General features: G+C 65.9%; 23 protein-coding genes. 17 read left to right on the top strand and 6 right to left on the bottom strand.

Going from position 1 to position 25,055, the window contains the following annotated elements; translation table 11 throughout:
* Window position 1: 1 nt before the first annotated feature.
* The 8 genes from ABFX29_RS02035 to ABFX29_RS02000 all read left to right on the top strand — a co-directional run bounded on the left by ABFX29_RS02035 (window position 2) and on the right by ABFX29_RS02000 (window position 9,309).
* Complete coding sequence (locus tag ABFX29_RS02035; RefSeq protein WP_152227690.1) at window positions 2-757, top strand: YebC/PmpR family DNA-binding transcriptional regulator; 756 nt, start codon at window positions 2-4, stop codon at window positions 755-757.
* A gap of 7 nt (window positions 758-764) precedes the next feature.
* Entirely contained in the window at window positions 765-1,373 is a 609-nt protein-coding gene (ruvC, locus tag ABFX29_RS02030) for a crossover junction endodeoxyribonuclease RuvC (protein ID WP_152227692.1), read from the top strand.
* An 84-nt stretch (window positions 1,374-1,457) separates the two neighbouring features.
* On the top strand, window positions 1,458-2,087 hold the full coding sequence (ruvA, locus tag ABFX29_RS02025) for a Holliday junction branch migration protein RuvA (RefSeq protein ID WP_152227694.1): 630 nt from the start codon (window positions 1,458-1,460) through the stop codon (window positions 2,085-2,087).
* Between the two features lies 1 nt (window position 2,088).
* Window positions 2,089-3,168, top strand: a complete 1,080-nt coding sequence (gene ruvB, locus ABFX29_RS02020; protein ID WP_246167441.1) for a Holliday junction branch migration DNA helicase RuvB — start codon at window positions 2,089-2,091, stop codon at window positions 3,166-3,168.
* Between the two features lie 176 nt (window positions 3,169-3,344).
* Complete coding sequence (gene yajC / locus ABFX29_RS02015; protein WP_346038475.1) at window positions 3,345-3,818, top strand: preprotein translocase subunit YajC; 474 nt, start codon at window positions 3,345-3,347, stop codon at window positions 3,816-3,818.
* An 88-nt stretch (window positions 3,819-3,906) separates the two neighbouring features.
* Window positions 3,907-5,736, top strand: coding sequence for a protein translocase subunit SecD (gene secD, locus ABFX29_RS02010; protein ID WP_152227698.1), 1,830 nt, complete (start codon window positions 3,907-3,909; stop codon window positions 5,734-5,736).
* Window positions 5,736-6,758 (top strand): protein translocase subunit SecF, encoded by a 1,023-nt coding sequence (gene secF / locus ABFX29_RS02005; RefSeq protein ID WP_152227700.1) that lies wholly within the window; start codon window positions 5,736-5,738, stop codon window positions 6,756-6,758. The genes secD and secF overlap by 1 nt, the downstream gene beginning before the upstream one ends.
* Window positions 6,759-6,882: 124 nt before the next feature.
* Entirely contained in the window at window positions 6,883-9,309 is a 2,427-nt protein-coding gene (locus tag ABFX29_RS02000) for a RelA/SpoT family protein (protein ID WP_152227702.1), read from the top strand.
* Between the two features lie 29 nt (window positions 9,310-9,338).
* Here ABFX29_RS02000 and ABFX29_RS01995 read toward each other — a convergent pair whose 3' ends face one another.
* The 3 genes from ABFX29_RS01995 to ABFX29_RS01985 form a co-directional block, all read right to left on the bottom strand.
* On the bottom strand, window positions 9,339-9,956 hold the full coding sequence (locus ABFX29_RS01995) for a hypothetical protein (protein ID WP_152227704.1): 618 nt from the start codon (window positions 9,954-9,956) through the stop codon (window positions 9,339-9,341).
* A 95-nt stretch (window positions 9,957-10,051) separates the two neighbouring features.
* Complete coding sequence (locus ABFX29_RS01990; protein WP_152227706.1) at window positions 10,052-11,536, bottom strand: DUF349 domain-containing protein; 1,485 nt, start codon at window positions 11,534-11,536, stop codon at window positions 10,052-10,054.
* Window positions 11,536-12,300, bottom strand: coding sequence for a peptidylprolyl isomerase (locus ABFX29_RS01985; RefSeq protein WP_152227708.1), 765 nt, complete (start codon window positions 12,298-12,300; stop codon window positions 11,536-11,538). The genes ABFX29_RS01990 and ABFX29_RS01985 overlap by 1 nt, the downstream gene beginning before the upstream one ends.
* A 196-nt stretch (window positions 12,301-12,496) precedes the next feature.
* Between ABFX29_RS01985 and hisS the strand changes: the two genes are divergently transcribed.
* The 3 genes from hisS to ABFX29_RS01970 all read left to right on the top strand — a co-directional run bounded on the left by hisS (window position 12,497) and on the right by ABFX29_RS01970 (window position 15,837).
* On the top strand, window positions 12,497-13,840 hold the full coding sequence (gene hisS / locus ABFX29_RS01980; RefSeq protein ID WP_152227710.1) for a histidine--tRNA ligase: 1,344 nt from the start codon (window positions 12,497-12,499) through the stop codon (window positions 13,838-13,840).
* A gap of 63 nt (window positions 13,841-13,903) precedes the next feature.
* The gene (locus tag ABFX29_RS01975; protein WP_152227713.1) at window positions 13,904-14,908 is read left to right on the top strand and encodes a TIGR03557 family F420-dependent LLM class oxidoreductase; all 1,005 of its coding nucleotides are present in this window, start codon (window positions 13,904-13,906) and stop codon (window positions 14,906-14,908) included.
* Window positions 14,905-15,837 (top strand): coenzyme F420-0:L-glutamate ligase, encoded by a 933-nt coding sequence (locus ABFX29_RS01970; RefSeq protein WP_152228375.1) that lies wholly within the window; start codon window positions 14,905-14,907, stop codon window positions 15,835-15,837. Before ABFX29_RS01975 ends, ABFX29_RS01970 begins: the two co-directional genes overlap by 4 nt.
* A 27-nt stretch (window positions 15,838-15,864) precedes the next feature.
* On the opposite strand, the gene ABFX29_RS01965 is transcribed toward ABFX29_RS01970, so the two are convergent.
* From ABFX29_RS01965 to ABFX29_RS01955, 3 genes are read right to left on the bottom strand one after another with little or no spacing between them, the layout of a single operon-like run.
* Window positions 15,865-16,674, bottom strand: coding sequence for an ABC transporter ATP-binding protein (locus ABFX29_RS01965; protein ID WP_152227715.1), 810 nt, complete (start codon window positions 16,672-16,674; stop codon window positions 15,865-15,867).
* Window positions 16,671-17,729 carry a putative F420-0 ABC transporter permease subunit gene (locus tag ABFX29_RS01960; protein WP_420831112.1) on the bottom strand — a complete coding sequence of 353 codons (1,059 nt, stop codon included), beginning with the start codon at window positions 17,727-17,729 and terminating at the stop codon, window positions 16,671-16,673. Before ABFX29_RS01960 ends, ABFX29_RS01965 begins: the two co-directional genes overlap by 4 nt.
* Window positions 17,722-18,744, bottom strand: a complete 1,023-nt coding sequence (locus ABFX29_RS01955) for a putative F420-0 ABC transporter substrate-binding protein (RefSeq protein ID WP_152227717.1) — start codon at window positions 18,742-18,744, stop codon at window positions 17,722-17,724. Before ABFX29_RS01955 ends, ABFX29_RS01960 begins: the two co-directional genes overlap by 8 nt.
* Before the next feature lie 339 nt (window positions 18,745-19,083).
* Here ABFX29_RS01955 and ABFX29_RS01950 point away from each other — a divergent pair, with 339 nt between their 5' ends.
* Genes ABFX29_RS01950 through ABFX29_RS01925 form a run of 6 tightly spaced genes read left to right on the top strand, consistent with a single transcriptional unit; the run spans window position 19,084 to window position 25,007 of the window.
* Window positions 19,084-19,932, top strand: coding sequence for a nitrilase-related carbon-nitrogen hydrolase (locus tag ABFX29_RS01950; RefSeq protein ID WP_152227719.1), 849 nt, complete (start codon window positions 19,084-19,086; stop codon window positions 19,930-19,932).
* A gap of 36 nt (window positions 19,933-19,968) precedes the next feature.
* The gene (gene hydA, locus ABFX29_RS01945; protein WP_152227721.1) at window positions 19,969-21,390 is read left to right on the top strand and encodes a dihydropyrimidinase; all 1,422 of its coding nucleotides are present in this window, start codon (window positions 19,969-19,971) and stop codon (window positions 21,388-21,390) included.
* Between the two features lie 8 nt (window positions 21,391-21,398).
* Window positions 21,399-22,415, top strand: a complete 1,017-nt coding sequence (locus ABFX29_RS01940; RefSeq protein WP_152227723.1) for a TIGR03842 family LLM class F420-dependent oxidoreductase — start codon at window positions 21,399-21,401, stop codon at window positions 22,413-22,415.
* On the top strand, window positions 22,412-23,302 hold the full coding sequence (locus ABFX29_RS01935; RefSeq protein WP_152227725.1) for an ABC transporter permease: 891 nt from the start codon (window positions 22,412-22,414) through the stop codon (window positions 23,300-23,302). Before ABFX29_RS01940 ends, ABFX29_RS01935 begins: the two co-directional genes overlap by 4 nt.
* The gene (locus ABFX29_RS01930; protein WP_152227728.1) at window positions 23,299-24,159 is read left to right on the top strand and encodes an ABC transporter ATP-binding protein; all 861 of its coding nucleotides are present in this window, start codon (window positions 23,299-23,301) and stop codon (window positions 24,157-24,159) included. The genes ABFX29_RS01935 and ABFX29_RS01930 overlap by 4 nt, the downstream gene beginning before the upstream one ends.
* Window positions 24,156-25,007, top strand: a complete 852-nt coding sequence (locus tag ABFX29_RS01925; RefSeq protein ID WP_152227730.1) for an ABC transporter permease — start codon at window positions 24,156-24,158, stop codon at window positions 25,005-25,007. Before ABFX29_RS01930 ends, ABFX29_RS01925 begins: the two co-directional genes overlap by 4 nt.
* The last annotated feature ends 48 nt before the right edge of the window (window positions 25,008-25,055 follow it).

Genomic DNA, 25,055 nt, shown 5'->3' with positions numbered 1-25,055 from the left:
CATGTCGGGCCACTCGAAATGGGCAACTACCAAGCACAAAAAGGCCGTTATTGATGCCAAGCGTGCCAAGTCCTTTGCCAAGCTGATCAAGAACATTGAAGTAGCAGCGCGTGCCGGCGGTGCGGACATGGCTGGCAACCCCGGCCTTGAACTCGCTGTACAGAAGGCAAAAAAGACTTCTGTACCCATCGACAACATCAACCGCGCCATCAAGCGCGGCGCCGGCCTGACCGGCGAAGTGGTTGACTACACCGAAATCATGTACGAGGCCCGCGGACCCCAGGGATCCGCCGTGCTGATCGAGTGCCTCACGGACAACAAGAACCGTGCCGCATCCGAAGTCCGCCTCGCCATCACCCGCAACGGGGGCTCCGTGGCGGACCCCGGGTCCGTTTCCTACATGTTCAACCGCAAGGGCGTTGTCTCCCTGCCCAAGAAGGACCTGACCGAAGACGACCTGCTGATGGTCGTGCTCGACGCCGGTGCTGACGAGGTCAAGGAGTCCGGCGACAACTTCGAGATCCACTGCGACCCCTCGGACCTGCGTGCCGTGGTGGCAGCCCTGGAAGAGGCCGGCATCGAGTACGAGACCGACGAAGTCGAGTTCATTTCCTCCATGCTGGTGGATCTGGAAGCCGACGCCGCCCGGAAGTTCATGAAGCTCGTGGACGCCCTGGAAGAACTGGACGACGTCCAGAACGTCTACTCCAACGCCGATATCTCCGCGGACGTTTTCGCGCAGCTCGAAGAAGACTGAGCACCGCGTGCCTCTCCGGGTTCTGGGTGTTGACCCGGGACTGACCCGCTGCGGACTGGGCGTAGTCGACGTCGAGGGCAACCGCCGCGCCACCATGGTGGCCGTGGGGGTTGCCGGCACGGAAGCCGGCACTGCCCTCGACGCCCGGCTGCTGGCCATTTCAGAGGCGATTGAGCTCTGGCTTGATACGCATACTCCGGATGTCCTTGCCGTGGAGCGGGTCTTCAGCCAGCTCAACGTCAGCACAGTCATGGGCACGGCCCAGGCTTCCGGCGTCGTTATTGCCGCCGCCGCCCGCCGGGGGATTCCGGTTGCGCTGCACACCCCCACGGAGGTCAAGGCCGCCGTTACCGGTTCAGGATCAGCCAACAAAGAAGCAGTGGGCCGGATGGTCACCAAGATCCTGCGGCTCACCGAAATGCCGCGCCCGGCCGACGCCGCCGATGCCCTCGCACTGGCCATCGCCCACGCCTGGCGACGCGGAGCGGTGGGACCCGGACAGGCAGCGACTCAGGGATCGGCGTCCTCCGGCGGTGGACCGGCGTCCTCCGGCCTCACTCCGGCACAGCGGCTGTGGGCCGAAGCGGAAGCCAAGGCGAAACGCGCACACCGCTAAAGTTCCGGCAATCCCGGGCCGGGACAGTAGGCTGTTCGTAGATATGTTCTATTTCGTTCCCGGATCAAAGCACGGAGTTTCCCTATGATCGCCTCCCTACGCGGCGTCGTAACCTACGTCGGCACCGCCTCCGCCGTCATTGACGTCAACGGCATCGGCATGGCCGTCCAGGCAACTCCGCAGACCCTCATGTCCCTGCGGACCGGCTCCGAAGCGCTGCTGCACACAGCCCTCATTGTCCGTGAGGATTCGATGACCCTGTTCGGCTTCGCCGAGCCGGGGGAGCGTGAAGTTTTTGAGACGCTGCTGGGCGTCAGCGGCGTTGGTCCCCGGATAGCGCTGGCGGTCCTGGCCGTCCACACGCCCGAAGCAGTGCGGATTGCCGCGTCCACGGGTGATGACAAGGCCTTTAGCAAGGTTCCCGGAATCGGCCCCAAGGGCGCCCGGCGGATTGTCCTGGAACTGGCGGACAAACTGGTTCCGCTCGGTACCGAGGAAGCGCCGGCCGGCGTGCCCGCCTGGAATGACCAGGTCCTGTCCGCAATGACCGGCCTGGGCTGGTCCGAAAAGGACGCCGCGGCTGCGGTTGAAGCGACGGCCGCCGAACACCCCGAAGCGGCGGCTGCGGGCAACGTGGCTGAAATCCTCCGGCTGACCCTGCGCCGCCTGGGCCAGGACGGCGCCCGCGCCCGGTCCCCGCAGCGGGCAGGCTAGCGTGGCAGCCTCCGAAGCACTCACGGCCGCGGCTCCCGATCCGGACGACAAGGCCATTGAAGCGGCCCTGCGGCCGAAGAACCTCGATGATTTCGTTGGCCAGAAGCGGGTCCGCGAACAGCTGTCCCTCGTCCTTGAAGCTTCCCGCCTGCGCGGCCGCAGCGCAGACCACGTGCTGCTCTCCGGCCCTCCCGGCTTGGGCAAGACCACGCTGTCCATGATCATCGCCGCCGAAATGAACGCCCCGCTGCGCATCAGCTCCGGCCCGGCGATCCAGCACGCCGGAGACCTGGCAGCCATCCTCTCCTCCCTCACGGAGGGCGAAGTGCTCTTCCTGGACGAAATTCACCGGATGTCCCGGCCCGCCGAGGAAATGCTCTACATGGCCATGGAGGACTTCCGGGTGGACATTGTGGTGGGCAAGGGCGCCGGCGCCACGGCCATTCCGCTGGACCTTCCGCCCTTCACCCTGGTGGGGGCGACTACCCGCGCCGGCCTGCTGCCGGGTCCGCTTCGCGACCGGTTCGGTTTCACCGGGCACCTTGAGTTCTACTCCACCGCTGAGCTCGAACTGGTGCTGCGCCGCTCCGCGATGCTGATGGATATGAAGGTCAATTCCGCCGGATTCGCCGAGGTTGCCGGCCGCTCCCGCGGGACCCCGCGTATCGCCAACCGCCTGCTGCGGCGGGTCCGGGACTGGGCGCTCGTCCACGGAATCGACCAGATCGATGCCCGCTCCGCAGGAGCCGCGCTGGATATGTACGAAGTGGACGAGCGTGGCCTGGACCGGTTGGACCGGGCCGTGCTGCACGCCCTGGTGACCAAGTTCGGCGGCGGGCCGGTGGGCCTGTCCACCCTGGCCATCGCCGTCGGCGAAGAGCCGGAGACCGTGGAGACTGTTGCCGAACCCTATCTGGTCCGTGAGGGGCTGCTGGGCCGTACGCCCCGCGGCCGCATTGCCACCCGGGCAGCCTGGGAGCACCTGGGACTGCGCATGCCCGACGCCGCCGCACAGCTTATCCCGGAGGCACTGTTCACCGGTGAAGCGGCACCCGTGCCGGGGGAGCCTGAACAGGACTGAAGCGGGCCCGGCCCCGGGATGCAATCGCGGGCAGATGATTGCACAATGAAAAGCGGGGGAAACTTAAGCGCCCGGCGGCGCGTTTTCCCCTTAGACTGTTTTGACGTCCGCTACGCCGGTGCGCTGATTCCGGCATACCGATACACACCGCAACAGAAACGGAACCCTTCGTGTTCTTGAATGTCTTGGCCCAGACGACCACCGATACAGGCGCTCAGGGCGGTTTTACGTTCTCCAGCCTCCTGCTGCCGATCCTGCTTGGCCTGTTCATCTTTATGATGTTCCGCAAGCAGAAGAAGACCCAGAAGACCGTCCAGGAGCAGCGCACCCAGATGGTTCCGGGAACTGAGGTCATGACCCAGTTCGGTCTCTTCGGCACCATTGTTTCCGTGGACCAGGAAGAGAACAAGGCTGTCCTGGAACTCTCTCCGGGCAACACCGCCACCATCCACCTGCAGGCCCTGACCAAGGTTGTCACCGCCCAGCCCGAGGAAACCGAAACCGAGGACGCCGTTGTCCCGGATGACGCTTCTTCCCTCACCGGCGAAATTGAGCAGGACCGCCGGGACGCGGCTGCCGAGGCACCGCAGGATGAGACTCCGGACGAAACGCTTAAGCGCCTCGACCGCGAGAACAAGAAAGACAACTAGACTCTCCGAGGACCTGCAGGCAGCACAGTTGATGCAGGTCCGCCGGATCCATCTGTCTCCGGCGATCACGCCCTAAAGGAAAACCCCTATGCCTCGAACCGGCTCCGGCCCGGCAGCAAAAAAGACGCTCATTTGGCTGGGCGTCCTTTTTGCTGCCCTGGCCCTTTTGCTCGGCGGCGGCTCCATGTGGAGCAACGCCAGCTGGACTCCCAAGCTTGCCCTTGACCTCGAGGGCGGCACCCAGATGATCCTTGCCCCAAAGGTGCAGGGCGGTGACTCCCAGATCAGCCAGGAACAGCTGGACCAGGCTGTGGAGATCATCCGCCAGCGCGTGGACGGCAGCGGTGTCTCCGAAGCGGAGATCACCACGCAGTCCGGCCGGAACGTCGTTGTGTCGCTTCCGGGCACGCCTACCGCGGAGACCCGGGCACTGATCCAGGCCTCCGCAGCCATGGAGTTCCGCTCCGTCATCATGGGTGGGCCGGGACAGGCACCCGCCGCGGAGACGCCGACGCCGGACGAGGCGCTGCCGCAGCCCACCGCGGAACCTGAAAACGGTTCGGACATGAACTGGGTTACTCCGGAGCTGTACAAGGAATTCGAATCCACGAACTGCCTGGATCCTGCGGCGCTTGAGGCATCCATTGAACCGGCACCGGCAGATGAGCCGATGGTGGCCTGCGAGCCGGGAACTGCCGGCAAGTACATCCTGGGTCCAGTGGAAGTCCCCGGTTCAATGCTGGAAGATGCCAGCTTCGGCATGGCCCAGGGCGGCCAGGGCCAGTCCCTGAACGAATGGGCCGTGAACCTGGACTTCAACGGCGAGGGAACCGAGAAGTTCCGTGCCGTCTCAGAGCGGCTGCTCGGCTTCGGTGACGGATCCCCGCAGAACCAGTTCGCGATTGTGCTGGACGGACAGGTCATTTCCGCTCCGTCCATGAACGTGCTGATCACTGACGGCAACGCACAAATCACCGGGCAGTTCACGCAGGAAACCGCCAAGGCGCTTTCTGAGCAGCTGAAGTACGGCGCCCTGCCGATCAGCTTCGACATCCAGAGCGAGCAGCAGGTCTCCGCCACCCTGGGTGCAGACCAGCTCCGCATGGGCCTGATCGCCGGCGTGATCGGCTTGATCCTGGTGGCGGTGTACTCGCTCTTCCAGTACCGGGCACTTGGCTTCGTGACCATCACGTCGCTGATCGTCGCCGGTGTGCTGACCTATCTGGCCATCGCGATCCTCGGCTGGTCGCACAACTACCGGCTCTCACTGGCAGGTGTTGCGGGCCTGATCGTGGCCATCGGCCTCACCGCGGACTCCTTCATTGTCTACTTCGAACGAATACGCGATGAGCTGCGCGACGGCAGGGGACTGGTCTCCGCCGTCGACAACGGCTGGAAGCGTGCCAAGCGCACGGTCCTGGCGTCGAAGGCAGTAAACCTGCTCGCCGCCGTCGTGCTTTACTTCGTTGCTGTTGGCAACGTCCGCGGCTTCGCCTTCACCCTGGGCCTGACCGCTATCGCCGACCTCATCGTCGTCTTTATGTTCACCCACCCGGTGATGGTCCTGCTGGCCAAGACCAAGTTCTTCGGCAAGGGCCACAAATGGTCCGGCCTGGATGCCACCCGCCTGGGTGCCGTTCCCGTTTACCGCGGCGCCGGACGCCTGCGCGAACCGGCAGCGGTTACCGCTGACGACGACGCCGCCCAGTCGCCGGCGCAGGCCGGCAAGCCCGCAGGGGCTTCGAAAGCGAAGAACAAGGGCGCGGCCCGCGAAGCCGAGCGGCGCATGACGATCGCCGAGCGCCGGGCAGCCGCTGAACGCAGCGGCAAGGATAAACCCGCCAAGCCGGACGAGGCCGCGGATAAACAGGATTCAATGGCAGGCTCCGGCCGCGACGCGGAGAAGGAGGGCAACTGATGGGTAAGCTTCCCGCGTTCGCCAGGTTTGGCAATGAGCTTTACACCGGCCAGCGGTCCTACAACTTTGTGGGCCGCTACCGGCTCTGGTTCCTCATCGCAGCAGCTGCAATCCTGCTTTCCATCCTCATCCCGGTAGCCAAGGGCGGATTCAACCTCGGCATCGATTTCCGCGGCGGCTCCGAATTCACCGTTTCCGGGGTGGAGGACACGCAGGTTTCCGTTGGAGAAGAAGCCGTCAGCGAAGTTGTCTCCGGTTCCGACCCGCGCGTGACCAACATTTCCCCGGGCACCATGCGGATCCAGACCGAAGAGCTCAGCGACGATCAGACCCTGGATGTGAAGACTGCCCTGGCTGAGGGATATGGAGTCAACGAGGACCAGGTGACTTCCACCTTCATTGGTCCGACGTGGGGCAATGACGTCAGCCGGCAGGCCCTGATCGGCCTTGTGGTGTTCGTTGCCCTGGCTGCCGTCCTCATGGCGCTGTACTTCCGGACCTGGAAGATGTCCCTCGCAGCGGTGAGCGGCCTGCTTGCCGTCATGATCGTCACGGCCGGCCTGTACTCTCTCAGCGGTTTCGAGGTGACGCCGTCGGCGATCATCGGTTTCCTGACCGTCCTGAGCTATTCGCTCTATGACACGGTGGTGGTCTTCGACAAGATCCGGGAAAACACAGCGAACCTGGAGAAACAGACCAAGCGAACTTTCGCCGAACAGGTGAACCTCGCCGTCAACCAGACGCTGGTCCGCTCGATCAACACCTCCGTGGTGGCCGTGCTGCCCGTCGCTTCGGTGCTGTTCATCGGCGCCTACCTGCTGGGTGCCGGCACCCTGAAGGACCTGTCGCTGGCCCTGTTCATCGGCATCATCCTTGGCACCCTTGGCACCCTGTTCGTCGCTGCCCCGCTTTACGCCTGGCTGCGCCGGCGTGAGCCGGAAATCGTCAAGCACACCAAGCGCGTCACCGAACGGCGTGAGCACGAGGCACCGGCGGCCCCGGCCGCCGCTGCCGCGACGTAACACCCAGACGGCTTTCCCGCCACCGGTTCCGTTACTCCCCCAGGGGGAAGAACGGAACCGGTGGTGTAAGAGGGGCAGTGCGGGGGCATAGACTGGGCAGATATCTGGAAAGAAAGGGCAGCAGTTGGCCGAGAGCGCGACGCCTGCCGAAAGTGCAGGAAAAGACCGGGAAGAGAACTCTGTCCCGGAAACGGTGAACTCCCCGGACAAGGGTTCGGGCAGTAAGACACCTGCCGCAGTCCAGGTGAAGCCTGGCCCCGGGCAGGCAATCACTCCTGCGCCCAAGCCCGCGGCCAAACCCGCTCCGGTACGCCGGCACGGCACACGTGCCCGGCTGGCCCGCCTGGCCGGCCGCGGAACGTCGTATTCGCCAATGCTCGAGCCCCTGCTGCGCACGGTCCGTGCCAATAACCCGCGCGAAGACCTGGAGCTGATCCAGCGCGCCTACCTGGTTGCCGAACGCTGCCATGAAGGCCAGAAGCGCAAGAGCGGTGATCCGTACATCACGCATCCGGTGGCAGTCGCAACCATCCTTGCCGAGCTCGGAATGACCGGGACCACCCTTGCGGCCGCCCTGCTGCATGACACGGTGGAAGACACCGCCTACTCCCTGGACGAGCTCCGCAGCGAATTTGGCCCCGAAGTGGCAATGCTGGTGGACGGCGTCACCAAGCTGGACAAGGTGACCTTCGGCGACGCGGCGCAGTCGGAAACCGTGCGCAAGATGGTCGTGGCCATGGCCAAGGACATCCGCGTGCTGGTCATCAAGCTGGCGGACCGTCTGCACAATGCCCGCACCTGGCGCTTCGTTTCTCCTGAATCCTCTGCACGGAAGGCCCGGGAAACGCTGGAAATCTTCGCCCCGCTGGCTCACCGGCTGGGCATGAACACCATCAAGTGGGAACTCGAGGACCTGTCCTTCGCGGCTCTGCACCCGAAGGTCTATGACGAGATTGTCCGCATGGTGGGGGACCGGACCCCGGAGCGGGAAAAGTACCTTTCCACCGTCCGCAGCCAGATCGCCGAAGACCTGCACAGCGTCAAGATCAAGGCCACCATCACCGGCCGCCCCAAGCACTACTACTCGATCTACCAGAAGATGATCGTGCGGGGCAAAGACTTCGACGACATCCATGACCTCATGGGCGTGCGCGTCCTCGTTGATTCGGTCCGTGACTGCTATGCCACCCTCGGTGCACTGCACGCACGCTGGAACCCCCTGCCCGGGCGGTTCAAGGACTACATCGCCATGCCGAAGTTCAACATGTACCAGTCACTGCACACCACGGTGATCGGTCCCGGCGGCAAACCGGTGGAAATCCAGATCCGCACCCACGACATGCACCGACGCGCCGAGTACGGCGTGGCCGCGCACTGGAAGTACAAGGACAGCGCCAAGAACGGCTCGGCTGCTCCGGACAATTCAGATATGGGCTGGCTGCGGTCCCTGGTGGACTGGCAGCAGGAGACCTCGGACCCGGATGAGTTCCTGGATTCGCTGCGGTTCGAGATCAACGCCCGCGAAGTGTTCGTGTTCACGCCCAAGGGCGAGGTCATGGCGCTCCCGGCCGGTTCAACTCCGGTGGACTTTGCCTACGCCGTCCATACGGAAGTGGGCCACCGGACCATCGGTGCGCGCGTCAACGGCAAACTGGTTCCGCTCAACAGCGAACTCCAGCACGGCGACTGGGTGGAGATCTTCACCTCCAAGGCCGAGGGTGCCGGACCAAGCCAGGACTGGCAGGGCTTCGTCAAGAGTCCCCGTGCGCGGAACAAGATCCGCCAGTGGTTCACCAAGGAACGCCGTGAAGAGGCGATTGAAAAGGGCAAGGACCTGCTCACCCGCGGCATGCGGAAGCAGAACCTGCCGCTGCAGCGCCTGATGACCCACGACGCGCTGATCGCCGTAGCCCAGGAACTCCACCACCAGGACATCTCCGCACTGTATGCCGCCGTCGGTGACGGCCATACCTCCGCGCAGAACGTGATTGAGCACCTGGTCTCGCTGATGGGCGGACACCAGGGCGCCGAGGAGGACCTCGCCGAGACGCCCGTTTCCTCGGCCAACGCCAAGCGGCCCAAGTTCTCCGACTCCGGCGTCACCGTGCGCGGTGTAGGGGACGTCTGGGTGAAGCTGGCCCGCTGCTGTACTCCCGTGCCGCCGGACCCGATCATTGGTTTCGTGACCCGCGGGTCAGGCGTTTCGGTGCACCGCACTGACTGCCGCAACGTCCAGGAGCTGCGCGACCAGCCGGACCGCATCGTCGCCGTTGACTGGGCACCCACCCAGTCCTCCGTGTTCCTGGTGGAAATCCAGGTAGAGGCGCTGGACCGCAAGTCCCTGCTCTCGGACGTCACCCGGGTCCTGTCGGAGAACCACGTAAACATCCTCTCCGCCAGCGTGAACACCTCCAGCGACCGCGTGGCGATGTCCAAGTTCGTGTTCGAGATGGGCGACCCCAAGTACCTCAGCCACATCCTCAGTGCTGTCCGCCGGATCGACGGCGTGTACGACGTCTACCGGACCACGGGGGACCAGCGCCGGGTCTAGCTCCCGGCTGACACCGGGAGAGGGGCCGATTAGCCGTCCAATGCCGCTGACACCTCTTCCACGGCCGCCAGGGCGCGCCGGGTTCCGGGGATCCGGTAGCCGCTGCGCAGCAGGGTCTTCAGGTACGACGGCGGGCAGTTCAGCTCCGGGACCCTGGCCATCGCCAGCAGGACAGGCACTGACTCCTGGGGCGGGAAGTGCAGTGCGACGTCGTAGGCGGTCCGCAGCGGCTGCGTCACCGCCACGGTGCCCAGCAGCATCCGGTCGGCGGGGCCAAGCGCCACCTCATGCAGCACCGCTCCGCTGAAGGGCGGCAGCGCGGTGCTCCTGCGCCGGGAGTCGGCGAGCAGCGAGAGCCTTGCCGGCGGTTCGGCGCAGCCGAATATCCAGGCTGCACTCATCCAGCCGAAGGCATAGCGCCCGCGTACCTGTTCCGGCAGGCTGTGCTGCGCCGCCAGCGCCCTGGCCAGCGACGACACCCGGACATCCCACCGCAGGAACGTGGAGCCGTACACCGGCTTCACCAGGCCGTCGCGGCACATTCCCTGCAGTTCGGGAAGCGAGAACACCTCACCGGCGTGAAAAACCGCACCGCCCGTGGACGTGACCTGGGGGATTTCACCGGGGTCCGGGCAGGGTAGAGGCATTCCCCCAGACTTCCTGCCCGCGAGTTAAAACGAAAGGCCCGGACGCCGCCTGTGGAAAAGCGGGATCCGGGCCTGTCCGGTCTTGCGGGGCGTGGCTAGGAGAAGTCCTGGGCTGAACGGCGCAGGGTTTCCAGCCACTGCTCGCGGGCCTCAAGGGCTTCGCGGGCGTTGGCGATCTTCTTGGCGTTGCCGTCCTTCTCGGCTGCGGCGAGTTCCTCGCGCAGGGTGGCGATGGCGGCTTCGAGCTGCGTCAGCGCGCTGTTGGTGCGGGCCTTCGTCTCGGGGTTGCTGCGCTGCCAGTGCTCGTCTTCAGCGGCCTTGACGGCTTCTTCGACCTTGCGGATGCCGGCTTCCATACGGCCCATGTCTGCGCGGGGAACCTTGCCGGCTTCCTCCCAGCGGTCACGGATGGACTGCAGGGCCTTGCGGGCCGCGTTCAGGTCAGTGACGGGAAGGATTTCCTGCGCTTCCTTCAGCAGGGCTTCCTTGACCACCAGGTTGGCGGCGAACTCCTCGTCGATAACCTCATTGGCGGCCTGCCGGGCTGCGAAGAACTTGTCCTGGGCGGCACGGAAACGTGCCCACAGGGCGTCGTCGTCCTTCCGGCTGGCACGCTTGGAAGCCTTCCACTCATCCATCAGGCGGCGGTATTCAGCAGCGGTGTTGCCCCAGTCAGTAGAGCTGGAGAGGGCTTCTGCCCGGGCAATGAGCTCTTCCTTTGCGCGCTTGGCCTCGGCGTTCTCGTTGTCCAGCTGGGAGAAGTATGCACGGCGGTGCCGGTCAAAGACGGTGCGGGCCGAACGGAAGCGCTTCCACAGTGCGTCCTCGTTGCTGCGCCCCAGCCGGGGTCCGTTCTTCTGCGCGGCCTTCCACGCTTCGAACAGCTCATTCATCCGGTTGCTGCTGGTCTTCCACTGGATGCTGGCCGGGTCCTTGGCAGCGATCTCTTCCGCTTCGGCAACGATCGCTTCGCGGGCGGCAAGCTCACGGGCACGGACGGCTTCGGCCTCGGCTCGTTCAGCGGCTTCGGCCGCCTTGATGCCGGCCTGCAGGTCCGCGATCCGGGCGTCCAGCGCCACGACGTCGCCCACCATCTTCCGTTCGGCAACCTGGGCAGCGAGGTGCTTGAGGGTCTTGTGCATGTCCGAGGCCGGTGCCTTTGCCGCCAGACGCTGTTCCAGCAGGATGACCTGACTGACGGCGTCGTCGTATTTGCGTACAAAGTAGCCCAGCGCCTCCTCGCGGGTGGCATCCGGGTACTGGCCAACGGGGAACTCTTCGCCTTCGACGATCAGGAAGACGTGGCCGTCCTCCTCAACGCGGGCAAACCGTGCGGCTTCCTCCAGCGGTGTGGTGTGGGCTGCCGGGGCGGCGACTACGGGTGCCGGGGCTGCCGCTCCGGGACGGGCGCCAGCTGGAGCAGGGACCGGGTGCCGGGCAGCGAAAGCTGCCGGACTGGGAGCTGAGGGCCGCTGCGTTTCCGGAACGTTCCCGGTGGTTTCGTCGGATTTCTGACTGTCTGTCACCGCTAAAAGTCTTTCACTCGATGGATGGCCGCTGAGCGAATCCCGCAGAGCCATTACTTCAGGGTAAACGAATCTATCGTCACCGGGGTTGAAGGCCTGCCGTCCCGGGTGCCGTCTGCCACGCCGTCGGCGGCAATTGCCTCCAGAACTTCAAGCCCTGACGTTACCTTACCCATTATCGTGTACCCGCCGGTCTCCTGCGTTATTACGGAGTCCTTGTAGGCGATGAAGAACTGCGTGCCGTGGGAATCGGCCGTGGCGCCGCGGGCTACGGCGATGGTGCCCGCGGGGTAGGAGCCGTCCGCCGGGGTGTTCTCCACCGGACCCCACTGGTAGGCCGGATCCCCGGCCCCGGTTCCATCCCGGGATCCGCACTGGAGAACGCCCATCGACTCGCCGGTGGTCAGCCGGTGGCAGTCCTTGCCGTCAAAGAAGGAGGAATCGGCCAGGGACTTGAACACCGCTGCAGCCTGCGGGGCAGCGCTGCCGTCCAGTTCCACCCCAATTTCCGCACCGTTGAGCACCAGTGTTCCGGTGAACGTTTTCCCGGCGGCCAGGGACGGATCAGGGATGGCGGAGGCGCTCTGCCCGGCCTGGGCTTCCAGCTTCAGCGCAGCCAGGTCATCGGCCGTGGGGTTGGAGGAGAACCAGAAGACCTGCAGTGCCACCGCCAGCGCCAGGACCAGCGCTCCGGCAGCCCCGGCGAAGGCGTTGTCGCGCAGCCGGCGTTTGTGCAGGGCCCGGGTGAACGCCTCTTTGGCTTCCTTGCGGGCCAGCCGCTGGCGGGCGGCCCGGTTGCTTTGACTGCCGGTTCTCACTGCCGTCCTCCTCGGGGTAGGGAATGCGGATCGGGCCCGGGACCCCCTCCGATGGCGGCCCGGAGCCCGGAAACAGCTAAAATGGGTGTCGCACACAGTTTAGGCACTTAACGTGTGTGCAATCCCAGTATTAGGCCCGCCGCGCGCTGCACTGCGCCGTGCAGCAGGCCGCCTGATCCCAAAGGAGTCTGCCCGCATGGCACGCAAGGCCTCACTGTCCGGTTTCCCCGAATGGCTGCCGCAGGAACGCCTCGTTGAACTCCATGTGCTGGACGTGCTGCGCCGCACCTTTGAACTGCACGGCTTCGCGAATATTGAGACCCGCGCCGTGGAGACTGTGGGCCAGCTGCTCCGCAAGGGCGAAATCGACAAGGAAGTCTACGCACTGAGCCGGCTGCAGGCCGAGGAGGGCGAAGGGCCGGCCAAGCAGGATCCCAACCAGCTGGCCCTGCACTTCGACCTCACCGTCCCGTTCGCCCGCTACGTGGTGGAAAATGCCGGGCACCTTGCCTTCCCCTTCCGCCGCTACCAAATCCAGAAGGTCTGGCGCGGGGAACGCCCGCAGGAAGGCCGCGCCCGCGAGTTCACGCAGGCGGACATCGACGTGGTGGGCGACGGCGACCTGCCGTTCCGGTACGACGTCGAGCTGGCGCTGGTTATTGCCGAGGCCCTCGGCGCGCTGCCCATCCCGGACTTCCGGATCCGGGTCAACAACCGCAAGCTGGCGGAGGGCTTCTACCGCGGCATTGGGCTTGAAGACACGGCCGGGGTGCTGCGCAGCATCGACAAGCTTGAAAAGGTCGGCGCTGACCGGGTTGCCGAACTGCTCCAGGAAGAGCTCGGTGCCACGCCGGAGCAGGCGTCGCTGGCGCTGAAGCTCGCTTCGATCCGGACCGAGGACGAGTCCTTCGTGGACCAGGTCCGCGCCCTGGGTGTCACCAACGAACTGCTGGACACCGGCCTGGACGAACTCCGGCAGGTCATCGCCGAAGCAGCCCGCCGGGCACCGGGCAAGGTCATTGCGGACCTTTCGATCGCCCGCGGCTTGGATTACTACACCGGCACGGTCTACGAAACCGTGCTGGTGGGCCACGAACAGCTCGGTTCCATCTGCTCCGGCGGCCGCTACGACTCCCTGGCGACCAAGGGCAACCGGTCCTTCCCCGGCGTCGGTCTCTCCATTGGCGTGACCCGCCTGGTGATGCGGATCCTCAGCCAGGAGTTCGCCGAAGCCAGCCGCTCGGTTCCCACCGCCGTCCTGGTTACCCTTGCCGACGATGACTCCTGGTCCGCCGCGCAGGACGTCGCCGCCGCCCTGCGCGGGCGCGGCATCGCCGTCGAGGTGGCTGCCAAGGCAGAGAAGTTCGGCAAGCAGATCAAGTATGCCGACCGCCGCGGCATCCCGTTTGTCTGGTTCACCGCCGAAGACGGCACCCATGAGGTGAAGGACATCCGTTCCGGAGATCAGGTGCAGGCTGATCCCGCCGTGTGGACCCCGCCCGCGGAGGACCTTCTTCCGCAGGTCAGCGCACGCGGCTGAATGTTGCACGGCTGAAACACGCCGTTCCCCGTTTGGGGCATGCTGCTGGCCTATAGTGGCTGCATGAAAACCCCGTTGCGGATTGGCTATGCGGCCATGCTTGAGCAGTTCCACCCCAGTGAAGCGGTCGCGCTGTCTGCGTATGCGGAGGAACGTGGCTTCTCCGGCGTCATGGCGGCGGACCACTTCCAGCCGTGGGTTCCGGCGCAGGGCCAGTCGGCCTTCGTCTGGAACGTGCTCTCGGCGCTGGGGGAACGGACCAAGGGTGACATCGGTCCGGGCGTGACCGCCCCGACCTTCCGCTGGCACCCTGCCATGGTGGCGCAGGCCTCCGCGACGCTGGCTGCCATGTACCCGGGCCGGCACTGGCTGGGTCTGGGCTCCGGCGAGGCATTGAACGAGCACGTCACGGCCCAGTACTGGCCGGAAGCCCCGGAGCGGATCAACCGCATGTTCGAGGCCATCGAGATCATTTCCAAGCTCTTTGCCGCGTCCCTGGCCGGCAAGGATGTCCGCCACAGCGGCACGTTCTACAAGATGGAATCCACCCGGCTGTGGACCATGCCGGAGGTTGCTCCGGAAATCCTCGTTGCCACGGCCGGCCCCGTAACCGCCAAGCGCGCCGGCAGGCACGCCGACGGGCTCATCACCGTGGGCGCGCCGCTGGAGAAAATCGAAGGACTGTTCGCCCGGTTCGACGCCGGTGCCCGCGAGGCAGGCAAGGACCCGGACACGATGCCCAAGGTCCTGCAGCTGCATATGAGCTGGGCGCCGACCTACGAGGAAGCCCTGGCCAACGCCATGACTGAATGGCCCAACGGCGGGATGAAGTTCCCCAAGGCGGATATCCGCTCGCCCTTCGAACTGGAGCAGATGGCACGGCTGGTCCGGCCCGAGGATTTCGAGGGCAGGCTGCTGATCTCCGAGGACCCGGACGTGCACCGCGCCTACATCCAGAAATTCCTCGACCTCGGATTCGACCGCGTGTATCTCCACAATGTGGGGCGCAACCAGCGCGAGTGGATCGACGTATTTGGCACCTCGGTGCTGCCGGAGCTGCACCGATGACACTGGACCACCTCGTGCCCGAATCCTCCGCCGGAACCACCGCGCCAACCAGCCGGCTGGTCATCACGCCCCTACAGGGAATCGGTGAAGTCCGTTCCGGGGACGACCTGGCTGACCTCATTGGACGGGCCTGCGGAAAGTACCTGCGCAGCGGAGACATCCTGGCAGTGACCTCCAAAGTGGTCTCCAAGGCGGAGGGCCGCACCATGCCTGCCTCTGCCCGTGACGCGGCGGTTGAGCAGGAGACGGTGCGCGTTGTTGCCAGCCGCGAACATCCCGGCGGCACCACCAGGATTGTTGAAAACCGCCTCGGCATCGTTGCGGCCGCGGCCGGAGTGGACTCCTCCAACACCGAGGACGGGACGGTGCTTCTGCTCCCGGAGGACCCGGATGCCTCAGCGCGTGCGATCTGCCGCCGGCTGAAGCAGGACTTTGGGGTGGACATCGGCGTCGTCATCACCGACACGCTGGGACGCCCTTGGCGGCAGGGACAGACCGACGCAGCGATCGGCGCGGCAGGGCTCACCGTCCTGCTGGACCTGCGCGGTACGCCGGACGCCTCCGGCCGGCCCATGGCCGCCACCGTTGCCGCGGTGGCCGATGAGATCGCTGCGGCGGCCGACCTGGTCAAGGGCAAGACCGCCGGGATCCCGGTGGCACTGGTCCGCGGCCTGGACACACTGGTCACGGTGGGGGGCATGGACAAGGACCCGGGGGCGAAGGCACTGCTCCGTCCCGCGGCGGAGGACATGTTCCGGCGCGGCAGCGCGGAAGCATTCGAGGACGGGCGCCGGTCGGGCACCAAGACGGGTTACAACGCAGGGTACGACGACGGCCACGCGGCAGGTTACGAGGACGGTTACGCCGCCGGTTATGCGGCTGCCGCGGCCGAAGCGCGCCGCCGTGCACGCAGCATGGGCAGCCGCTGATTCCAGGGGATGCCGACGCTGGGGACCCTACCGGCCCAGCGCAATGAGCGGGCGGCCCGTCAGCGGATGCTGCAGCAGCTCGGCCCTGACACCGTACACGCGGCGGATCAGTTCCGGCGTCAGCACGGACCCCACCGGGCCGGCGGCAACTACCGTGCCGCCGCTGAGCACGATCAGGTGTGAACACGCTGCCGCCGCATGGTTGATGTCGTGCAGCGCCGCGGCCACGGCCGTCCCGCCGGCGGCCAGGTTCTCCAGCAGTTCCAAAGTTTCAAGCTGGGCCGAGGCATCCAGATGGTTGGTGGGCTCATCCAGGAGCAGCACAGCCGGTTCCTGCGCCAGCGCCCGTGCCAGCTGCACCCGCTGTTGTTCGCCGCCGGACAGAGTTGAGTAGGTTCGCTCCGCGTGGCTAAGCACCCCTGCGGCTGCCAGGGACCGCTCCACCACGTCCAGGTCATGACGGCTTTCTCCGGCCAGCAGGCTGCGGTGCGGCGTGCGTCCCAGGGCCGTGACCTCGCGGACTGATTGGGACGTCTCGGCCGGCAGGGACTGTTCCACTAGCGCGATGCTCCGCGCCCGCTCCCGGGCGCGGGTCCTGGAAAGCGGCCGGTCCCGCAGCCTTACCGTTCCGTCGTCCGGGTCCAGGACGCCGGCCAGCAGATGAAGCAGTGTCGATTTCCCTGCACCGTTGGGACCAAGCAAGCCCGTAAAGGTGCCGGGCTCAAGGGTGCAGTCCACGCCGTCCACCAGCACCCGCCCGCTGCGGACTATCCGAACCCGCTCCGCTGACAGACTGGGGCGGGCGTCCACAGCGGCACCCGGGACGCGGGCGCTCATGCTCCGCTCCTGCGGCGGAGCAGCAGCAGGATGAAGAAGGGAGCCCCAATCAGGGCCGTCACGATTCCCACCGGAATCTCCCGGGGATCGAATACTGTCCGTGCCGCAGTGTCCGTCAGGACGAGGAACAGGGCTCCGGCCAGGGCGGACAGCGGCAGGAGTGAGCGGTGGGAAGCCCCCGCCAGCATCCGCACCGCATGTGGCAGGACCAGGCCTACGAACCCGATGGATCCGCTCACGGAGACCATGGCCCCGGTCAGGAGGGCGGTCGCCCCCAGCAGCGTCCAGCGGACAGCGGGCACCGGCACGCCAAGCGCGGAGGCGGCGGTGTCACCGAAGGAGAACGCGTCCAGGAGCCGCCCGCAGAACATCAGGGGAATACCGGCGACGGCGAGTACGGGAAGGGCGATCGCGGTGCTTGACCACGTAGCCCCGGCCAGGGACCCCATCAGCCAGCCGAGCACCTCACGGTAGGAATCTCCCTGGGCGGTCCAGAACACCACGAACGACGCCGCTGCTGCAGCCAGGGAGGACACCGCCAGTCCGGCAAGGACGGTACGCGTGGGCGTGATGGAGCCCAGCGCCCCAGCGAGTGCCAGTGTGGTTCCCATCGCCAGCATGGCTCCGGCGAACGCCGCAACGGGAAGCACGACGGCGGAGCCCAGCAGCAGCACGGTGACTGCCCCCAAGCTGGCACCGGAGCTCAGCCCCAGCAGGTACGGGTCTGCCAGCGGATTACGGGTGAGCGCCTGGATCACCGCCCCGCTGAGAGCCAGGCCTGCGCCAACCGCCGCGGCCGTCAGGACCCGGGGGAGCCTCAGGTCCCGCACGATCGCCTCCTGCAGGGGTGTCAGCGACCCGCTGCCCGGCGCCGTCAGCGCCAGCCACGCCTCCCTTACCCCCAGACCGGCAGGTCCCACGGTCAGAGCCCAGAGCCCGGCGGCCAGCAGCCCCAGGCCAAGGACAGCACCGACAAACCAGGCGCGGCGGGAGCGCGGCTGCCGGGCGGGCCGTTCAACGGCGGGTGCGCCGGGACGGGCGATGGTGTCAGCCAAGGGCAGCCAGCTGCTCGGTGAGGGAACGTACGGTTTCCACGTTGCGTACCCCGGCTTCAGAGGCAGCAAATGGAACCACCAGGTAGCGGCCTTCCTGAACTGCCCTGAGCTGGGAGATCACGGGGTGGGACTCCAGCACGGACTTCTTTTTCTCCACACTGCCCCAGGCCGAGTCGACCAGCACAATGACGTCCGGGTCCGCCTGGGCTACGGCTTCCCAGGAATACGGGCTCCAGCCCGCATCGATGCCGGCAGCGATGTTCTCCAGGCCCGCGGATTCCATCAGCAGCGCAGGTGCTCCGCTGCCGGCACCCACGAAAGGGGTGTCGGATCCGGAGCTGTACCAGAGTGCGCTGTAGCCCTTGCCATTCGGAGTGAGCGCCGCGAGCTCGGCCCGCTGTGCCTCAACCAGTTCCGATGCCGCTCCGGGTGCCCCGAACAGGTCTCCGGCTTCCTCGATAGAGGCGAAGACGTCGTCGAACGTCAGCGGGCTGGGCCGGTGTCCGTCCTCCATGCAGGCAGCGGGTGATACGTAGCTCGCTACGCCCAGTTCCCCGAGCTGGGCGCGTTCTCCGGCGCCGTCGGCGGAGAAGTTCGATTCCCAGCCGGCGAAAACCAGGTCCGGCGCGAGGCCCAGGACAGCCTCTTGGGAGGGCACCTTTTCGGCCAGGACCGGGGGAACCGGTGATCCTGCCCAGGCCTCGGGTACCGGGCCGTCGGCGAATGCGGTGCCCACGATCTTCCCCCCGAGGCCCAGGGCCAGGAGCAGCTCGGTAGAGGTGGACTTGATGGTCACCACGCGCTCCGGGGGAGCATCCAGGGAGACCGGTGTTCCGCAGTTATCCAGTTCCAGGGGGAACCCGGGTTCGAGGGTCCCTGACGCCTCTGTCTGAGGACGCTGGGCCTGCGCCGCATCCGGGGACGGGCCGGCGCAGCCGGTAAGCGCCAGTACGGTGAGTGCGGCCAACGCGGCAGGGCGCAGGAAACCGGGTGGGACATCAGACGGGGGAATCATAAAACCTCGCAGGTGGAAGTGATCCGGGCGGTGGTTCCGCTGGGCTGCCGTGCCCGCGGAAGAGGTGCGGCTGGGCCCAAATCAAGGCCTGCTGTTCCCCGGCCAATCGGGCCGGTGATCGGTTGCCGCCTGCCGGGATGAAAGCGTACCGGCGGCGATTTCTACACTCTTGCAGAACTCGCCCGCGTAGCCAAGGATGGCGGGCACGGAGAACCGGGCTGCACCGCAGCTTTAATGCCTCCGAAACGCAGGAGAAATGTTTAGCCCAAAAGATGATGAAAAGCCCATGCGGCCTTTTTGCGAAACGGGCGGCTAAGCCGCCGGATTGTGGAGGATGTTTTGACGATCGTTCGAACCGCACTGACGCAGACCACCTGGACCGGCGATGAGGAGTCCATGGTTGCCAAGCATGAGGACTTTGTCCGCCGGGCAGCAGCGGAAGGCGCGCAGGTTATCTGTTTCCAGGAACTCTTCCACGGGCCGTATTTCGGAATTGTCCAGGACAGCAAGTACTACGAATATGCCCAGGCCGTGCCGGGACCGCTGACGGAGCGGTTCTCCAAACTGGCAGCCGAGCACAACATGGTGATTATCCTTCCCGTCTACGAGGAAGAGCAGCCCGGCGTCTACTACAACACGGCTGCAGTAATCGACGCGGACGGAACGTACCTGGGTAAATACCGGAAGAACCATATTCCGCATGTGGAGAAGTTCTGGGAAAAGTTCTATTTCCGTCCGGGAAACCTTGGCTGGCCCGTTTTCGATACCGCGGTTGGAAAAGTCGGCGTCACCATCTGCTACGACCGGCATTTCCCAGAGGGCTGGCGGGTCCTGGGACTGAACGGCGCCCAGCTGGTCTTCAACCCCAACGCTTCCAAGCCCGGCCTTTCCAACCGGCTGTGGGAACTCGAGCAGCCGACTGCCGCTGCCGCCAACGGCTACTTCGTGGTGGTTCCCAACCGTGTGGGGGAAGAAACCAATGAATTCGGCGAGGAGGCAGTGGACTTCTACGGCACCTCCTACATCGCCGACCCGCAGGGCAACTACGTCGGTGAGGTGGGCGCCCGGGACGGGGAGGAACTGATGATCCGCGACCTCGATATGGAGCTGGTACGCACCGCAAGGAACAACTGGCAGTTCTACCGGGACCGCCGTCCGGATGCCTACGACCCCATCACCGCACCGTAAGCCCGGACAGCACAGAGGAAGGCAAGGAAACGCTTTATGGCAACAACACTGATCTCCGGTGGCACCGTCGTCACCGCCACCGGCCGCAGCGCAGCGGATGTCCTGGTGGACGGAGAGAAAATCGCCGCGGTCCTGGCACCCGGATCCACCCTGCTGGGACACGACCTTGCAGGTTCGGTGGACACTGTCCTGGACGCCACCGGCAAGTACGTGATTCCCGGCGGAATCGACGCGCACACCCATATGCAGATGCCCTTCGGCGGCACCGAAGCCTCCGACACCTTCGAAACCGGAACCCGTGCAGCAGCCTGGGGCGGAACCACCACCATTGTGGACTTCGCCATCCAGCGCTACGGCGAACGGGTCATGGACGGGCTTGCCGCCTGGCATGAGAAGGCCGCGGGGGAATGTGCCATCGACTACGGATTCCACCAGATCATCGGCGACGTCAATGACGACTCGCTGAAGGCGATGGAAACCCTCCCGGACGAAGGGGTCTCCAGCTACAAGCTCTTTATGGCCTACCCCGGGGTCTTCTACAGCGACGACGCGCAGATCTACAAGGCCATGCGGGTCGGAGCCGAGACCGGTCTGATGACCATGATGCACGCCGAAAACGGTCCGGCGATCGACGCGATGGTCACCGAACTGCTCGCCCAGGGCAAAACCGACCCCTACTACCACGGCGTCGCACGCGCCTGGCAGATGGAAGAGGAAGCCACCCACCGGGCCATCATGCTCGCCAACCTCACCGGGGCGCCGCTCTACGTCGTCCATGTGTCAGCCAAGCCGGCCGTGGAACAGCTCGCGGCGGCACGGGACAACGGACAGAACGTCTTCGGCGAAACCTGCCCGCAGTACCTCTACCTCTCGCTCGAGGACCAGCTCGGTGCCGAAGGATTCGAGGGCGCCAAATGGGTCTGCTCCACACCGCTGCGGTCCAGGCACGAACACCACCAGGACCACATGTGGCAGTCGCTGCGCACCAACGACATCCAGATGGTCGCCACGGACCACTGCCCGTTCTGCATGAAGGGACAGAAGGACATGGGGGTGGGTGATTTCTCGAAGATTCCCAACGGCATCGGCTCGGTGGAACACCGCATGGACCTGATGTACCAGGGCGTCGTGGACGGAAAAATCAGCCTGGAGCGCTGGGTGGAGATCACCAGCACGACGCCGGCGCGCATGTTTGGCATGTATGGCACCAAGGGCGTGATCGCCCCGGGAGCAGACGCCGACGTCGTTATTTACGACCCGAACGGGCACACCTCGATCGGGCTGGAGAAGACCCACCACATGAACATGGACTACTCGGCGTGGGAGGGCTACGAGATCGAAGGGCACGTGGACACGGTGATGTCCCGCGGCCGTGTGGTCGTCAACAACAACGAGTACCTGGGCAGCAAGGGCCACGGGCAGTATGTCCGCCGCGCAACCAGCCAGTACCTGGTCTAGGGGGAAACATGGAATTCGGTGCGGTACTGCAGTGCAATCCTCCCGCCCAGCGGACGGTGGCGCTTGCCAAGAAAGCGGAGGAACACGGGTTTGACTACGTGTGGACCTTCGATTCACACCTGCTCTGGCAGGAGCCATACGTGATCTACAGCCAGATCCTGGCCGAAACCCGGTCCATCAAGGTGGGGCCGATGGTCACCAACCCCGCCACCCGGGACTGGACCGTGACGGCGTCGACCTACGCCACGCTGAACCAGATGTACGGCAACCGGACCGTCTGCGGGATCGGCAGGGGAGACTCCGCGGTGCGGGTCACCAACGGGGCTCCCACCACGCTGAAGACGCTTCGCCAGGCAATCCATGTGATCCGGGAACTGGCCAACTCCCGGCCGGTTGAATACAACGGCGCCACCCTGCAGTTCCCGTGGAGCAAGGGCTCGGAACTGGAGGTCTGGGTGGCGGCCTACGGTCCGCTGGCACTGAAGCTCACCGGGGAGGTGGGGGATGGGTTCATCCTCCAGCTGGCGGACGTGGACATTGCCGAGTGGATGATTCGTACTGTCCGGCAGGCCGCGGCCGACGCCGGCCGGGACCCGGACAGCATCGAATTCTGCGTCGCAGCGCCGATGTACATCGGCACCAACCGGGAACACATGCGCAACCAGTGCCGCTGGTTCGGCGGCATGGTGGGCAACCACGTGGCGGATATCGTGTCCAAATACGGGTCCGATTCCTCCGTGCCGCAGGCGCTGACCGACTACATTGCAGGGCGCCAGGGCTACGACTACAACGAGCACGGCCGTGCCGGGAACACCCATGCCGACTTTGTGCCGGATGAAATCGTGGACCGGTTCTGCATCCTGGGCACCGCCGAAGAGCACATGGAAAAGCTCGAAAAGCTCAAAGCCCTCGGCGTCACGCAGTTTGCCGGTTACCTCCAGCACGACAACAAGGAGGAAACCCTGCGCGTCTACGGGGAGACGGTGATCCCTGCCCTGCGGGACCAGGTGGCTGCGAAGGCATGAAAACGGAAGTACGACGGCGGTGGCGCCCCTCCGCGATCGCGTGGGGGATTGGCGGGGTGCTGCTGCCGGTCCTTCTCTGGGAGGGGTACAAAGCTGTTGGCCCGGCGTCCGGGGTTAGCGTCGGCGGCATGCCGCTGCTGCCCCGGACCACGGACCTGGCCATGCCCCATTCCTGGACCATGCTTGAGCGGCTCCTGGCACCTGAATCCTCGGCCTCGGGCGCCGGACCCATGTGGGTGGCCGTGCTGCAGGCGGCCGGTTTTACCCTCGGCATCGCCGGTGCCGGCTGGCTGCTGGGCGTTGTGGTGGGGCTCGGGCTTGCCATGCTGATGCAGCGCTTCCGCAGCGCCAACTCGGCGATGCTGCCCTGGATCATCCTGAGCCAGACCGTGCCGCTGATCGCGATCGCTCCGCTGGTCCGCCGGTGGGGGTCACAGCTCGAGTTTGGCCCGTTCACGTGGGAGAACTGGATGTCCGTGGCCGTCATCTCCGCTTACCTGGCGTTCTTTCCGGTGGCCATTGGTGCGCTGCGCGGCTTCAACGCCCCGGAGAAGGCACACGAGGACCTCATGCGCACCTATGCCCTTGGCTGGTGGCAGACCTTCCTGCGGCTCAGGCTCCCGGCGAGCGTGCCGTACCTGCTCCCTGCACTGCGGCTCGCGGCCGCCAACGCGGTGATCGGGGCAGTGGTGGCGGAGGTTTCAATCGGGCTCCGCGGCGGTATTGGCCGCATGATCGTCGAATTCGCCGCCGCCGCGGGAGGTGACCCGGGCAAGCCCTGGGCGCCAATCTTCGGCGCCGTGGTGCTGGGCCTGGCCGCGGTGGGATTCGTTGCTTTGATCGGCGCACTGCTGCGCCGCTACCGCAGAGGAGAGCAGGCAGCATGAACAGCACTACGGATTCAATGGGCGGGACGGCGACGGCGGACGGGGGAGCGGTTCCGGTCCCCGCGGTTCACGCGGTCTCTGTTGGCCGCATCTTTGGCGCCGGACGCAGCCCGGTGCAGGCACTGCGGGACGTCAGCCTGAGCGTAGCTGCCGGTGAGTTTGTCTCCCTGATCGGTCCCTCCGGCTGTGGCAAAAGCACCCTGATGAGGCTGATCGCGGATCTGGATGCACCCAGTTCCGGAACGCTGAGCGTGTTCGGCAAGAGTGCGCGGCAGGCCCGGCTGGACCAGGATTACGGCATCGCTTTCCAGCAGGCAGGGCTGCTGCCCTGGCGGACCGTGCGCGGCAACATTGAGCTGCCTCTGCAGACCCACGGCGCCGCCCCGGCAGCCCGCCGGGCGCGCTCGGATGAACTGCTGGAGATGGTAGGCCTCTCCGACTTCGGCGAGCACTACCCGGACCAGCTCTCCGGCGGTATGCAGCAGAGGGTGGCCATCGCACGGTCGCTGGCTGAGTCACCCAAGCTGCTGCTGATGGATGAGCCTTTCGGAGCCCTGGATGAGATGACGCGGGAAAAGATGCAGAACGAACTGGTCCGCATCTGCGCGGAGACGGGCTGCGCCGTCGTTTTTGTCACCCATTCAATTCCGGAGGCCGTGTTCCTCTCTGACCGGGTGGTGGTGATGTCTCCACGGCCGGGTGAAATCCGGGAGATCGTGGACATCACGCTGGGCTCAGCCGGCGCCCGCGGTGCGGGACTTCGCGAGGAGGCTTCTTTTTACGAGGCGATCCGGACAGTGCGTGAGGCGCTGCACGGGGCCGAACCTGCTGCGGTCCGGGGAGCGGAAACCCGATGAGCGGGATCGTCCAGGACCCGCCGGCCGCACCGGCAGCGGGTGCGCCGGCGGAAACTCGTGGAACAGCCGGCATCGATCCCGGCCGTCTGTCCGGGCTTGGCAGCCACCTCGCTGCGCCGCTGCTGCTGGGGGCAGCGGCACTCCTGCTGTGGCAGGGCGCGGTTTGGGTGCTGCAGATTGAGCCGTTCATCGTCCCGGGGCCGCTGGCAATCGCCGAAGCCTTCGCCGGCAACCTGGCGAACGTGCTGGGTGCCGCCGTCGTCACCGGGGTGAACGCCGCCGTCGGGCTGGTGACTGGAGCGCTGCTGGGAGTTGCTGCCGCTGTGGCGGCCGCAGCCGTCCCTGCCCTGGACCGGCTGGCGGCACCGCTGGTGGTGGCGCTCTCCGTCATTCCGATCGTGGCGCTGGCTCCGGTGCTCTACACAATGTTCGGTGCCGATCAGCAGGCCACCCGGCAGATCGTGGCGGGAATCGCCGTCTTCATTCCCGTCTACGTCAACTCGCTGCGCGGATTCCGGCAGGTGAAGCCGGTGCACCGGGACCTGATGCGCTCGTACGCCGCTGGCAAGTGGCAGATCACCCGCAGCGTCACCCTGCCCAGCGCAGTGCCGTACATGTTCACCGGCCTGCGGATTGCGTCCTCACTGGCCGTCGTCTCGGCGCTGATTGCCGAGTACTTCGGCGGGCCGGTAGGCGGCCTCGGCAAGTCGGTGACGTCCGCGGCTTCGAGCAGCAACTACACGCTGGCCTGGGCCTACGTGCTTGGTGCCGTGCTGCTGGGGCTGCTGTTCTACGCGGTCACCGCCGCGCTGGAGAAGTACTTTTCCCGGCATTCCGGCGGGTCCTGAGTCCGGCGCCGCTCCATAGATGTTCCACCCGCACCACTCCGTCCGCAC

Origin of the sequence: Arthrobacter gandavensis (assembly GCF_039528575.1) — a bacterium.
GTDB lineage: Bacteria > Actinomycetota > Actinomycetes > Actinomycetales > Micrococcaceae > Arthrobacter_B > Arthrobacter_B citreus_B.
Note: the sequence above shows the minus strand (reverse complement) of the source record. Positions and strands in the feature narration are given on the sequence as shown.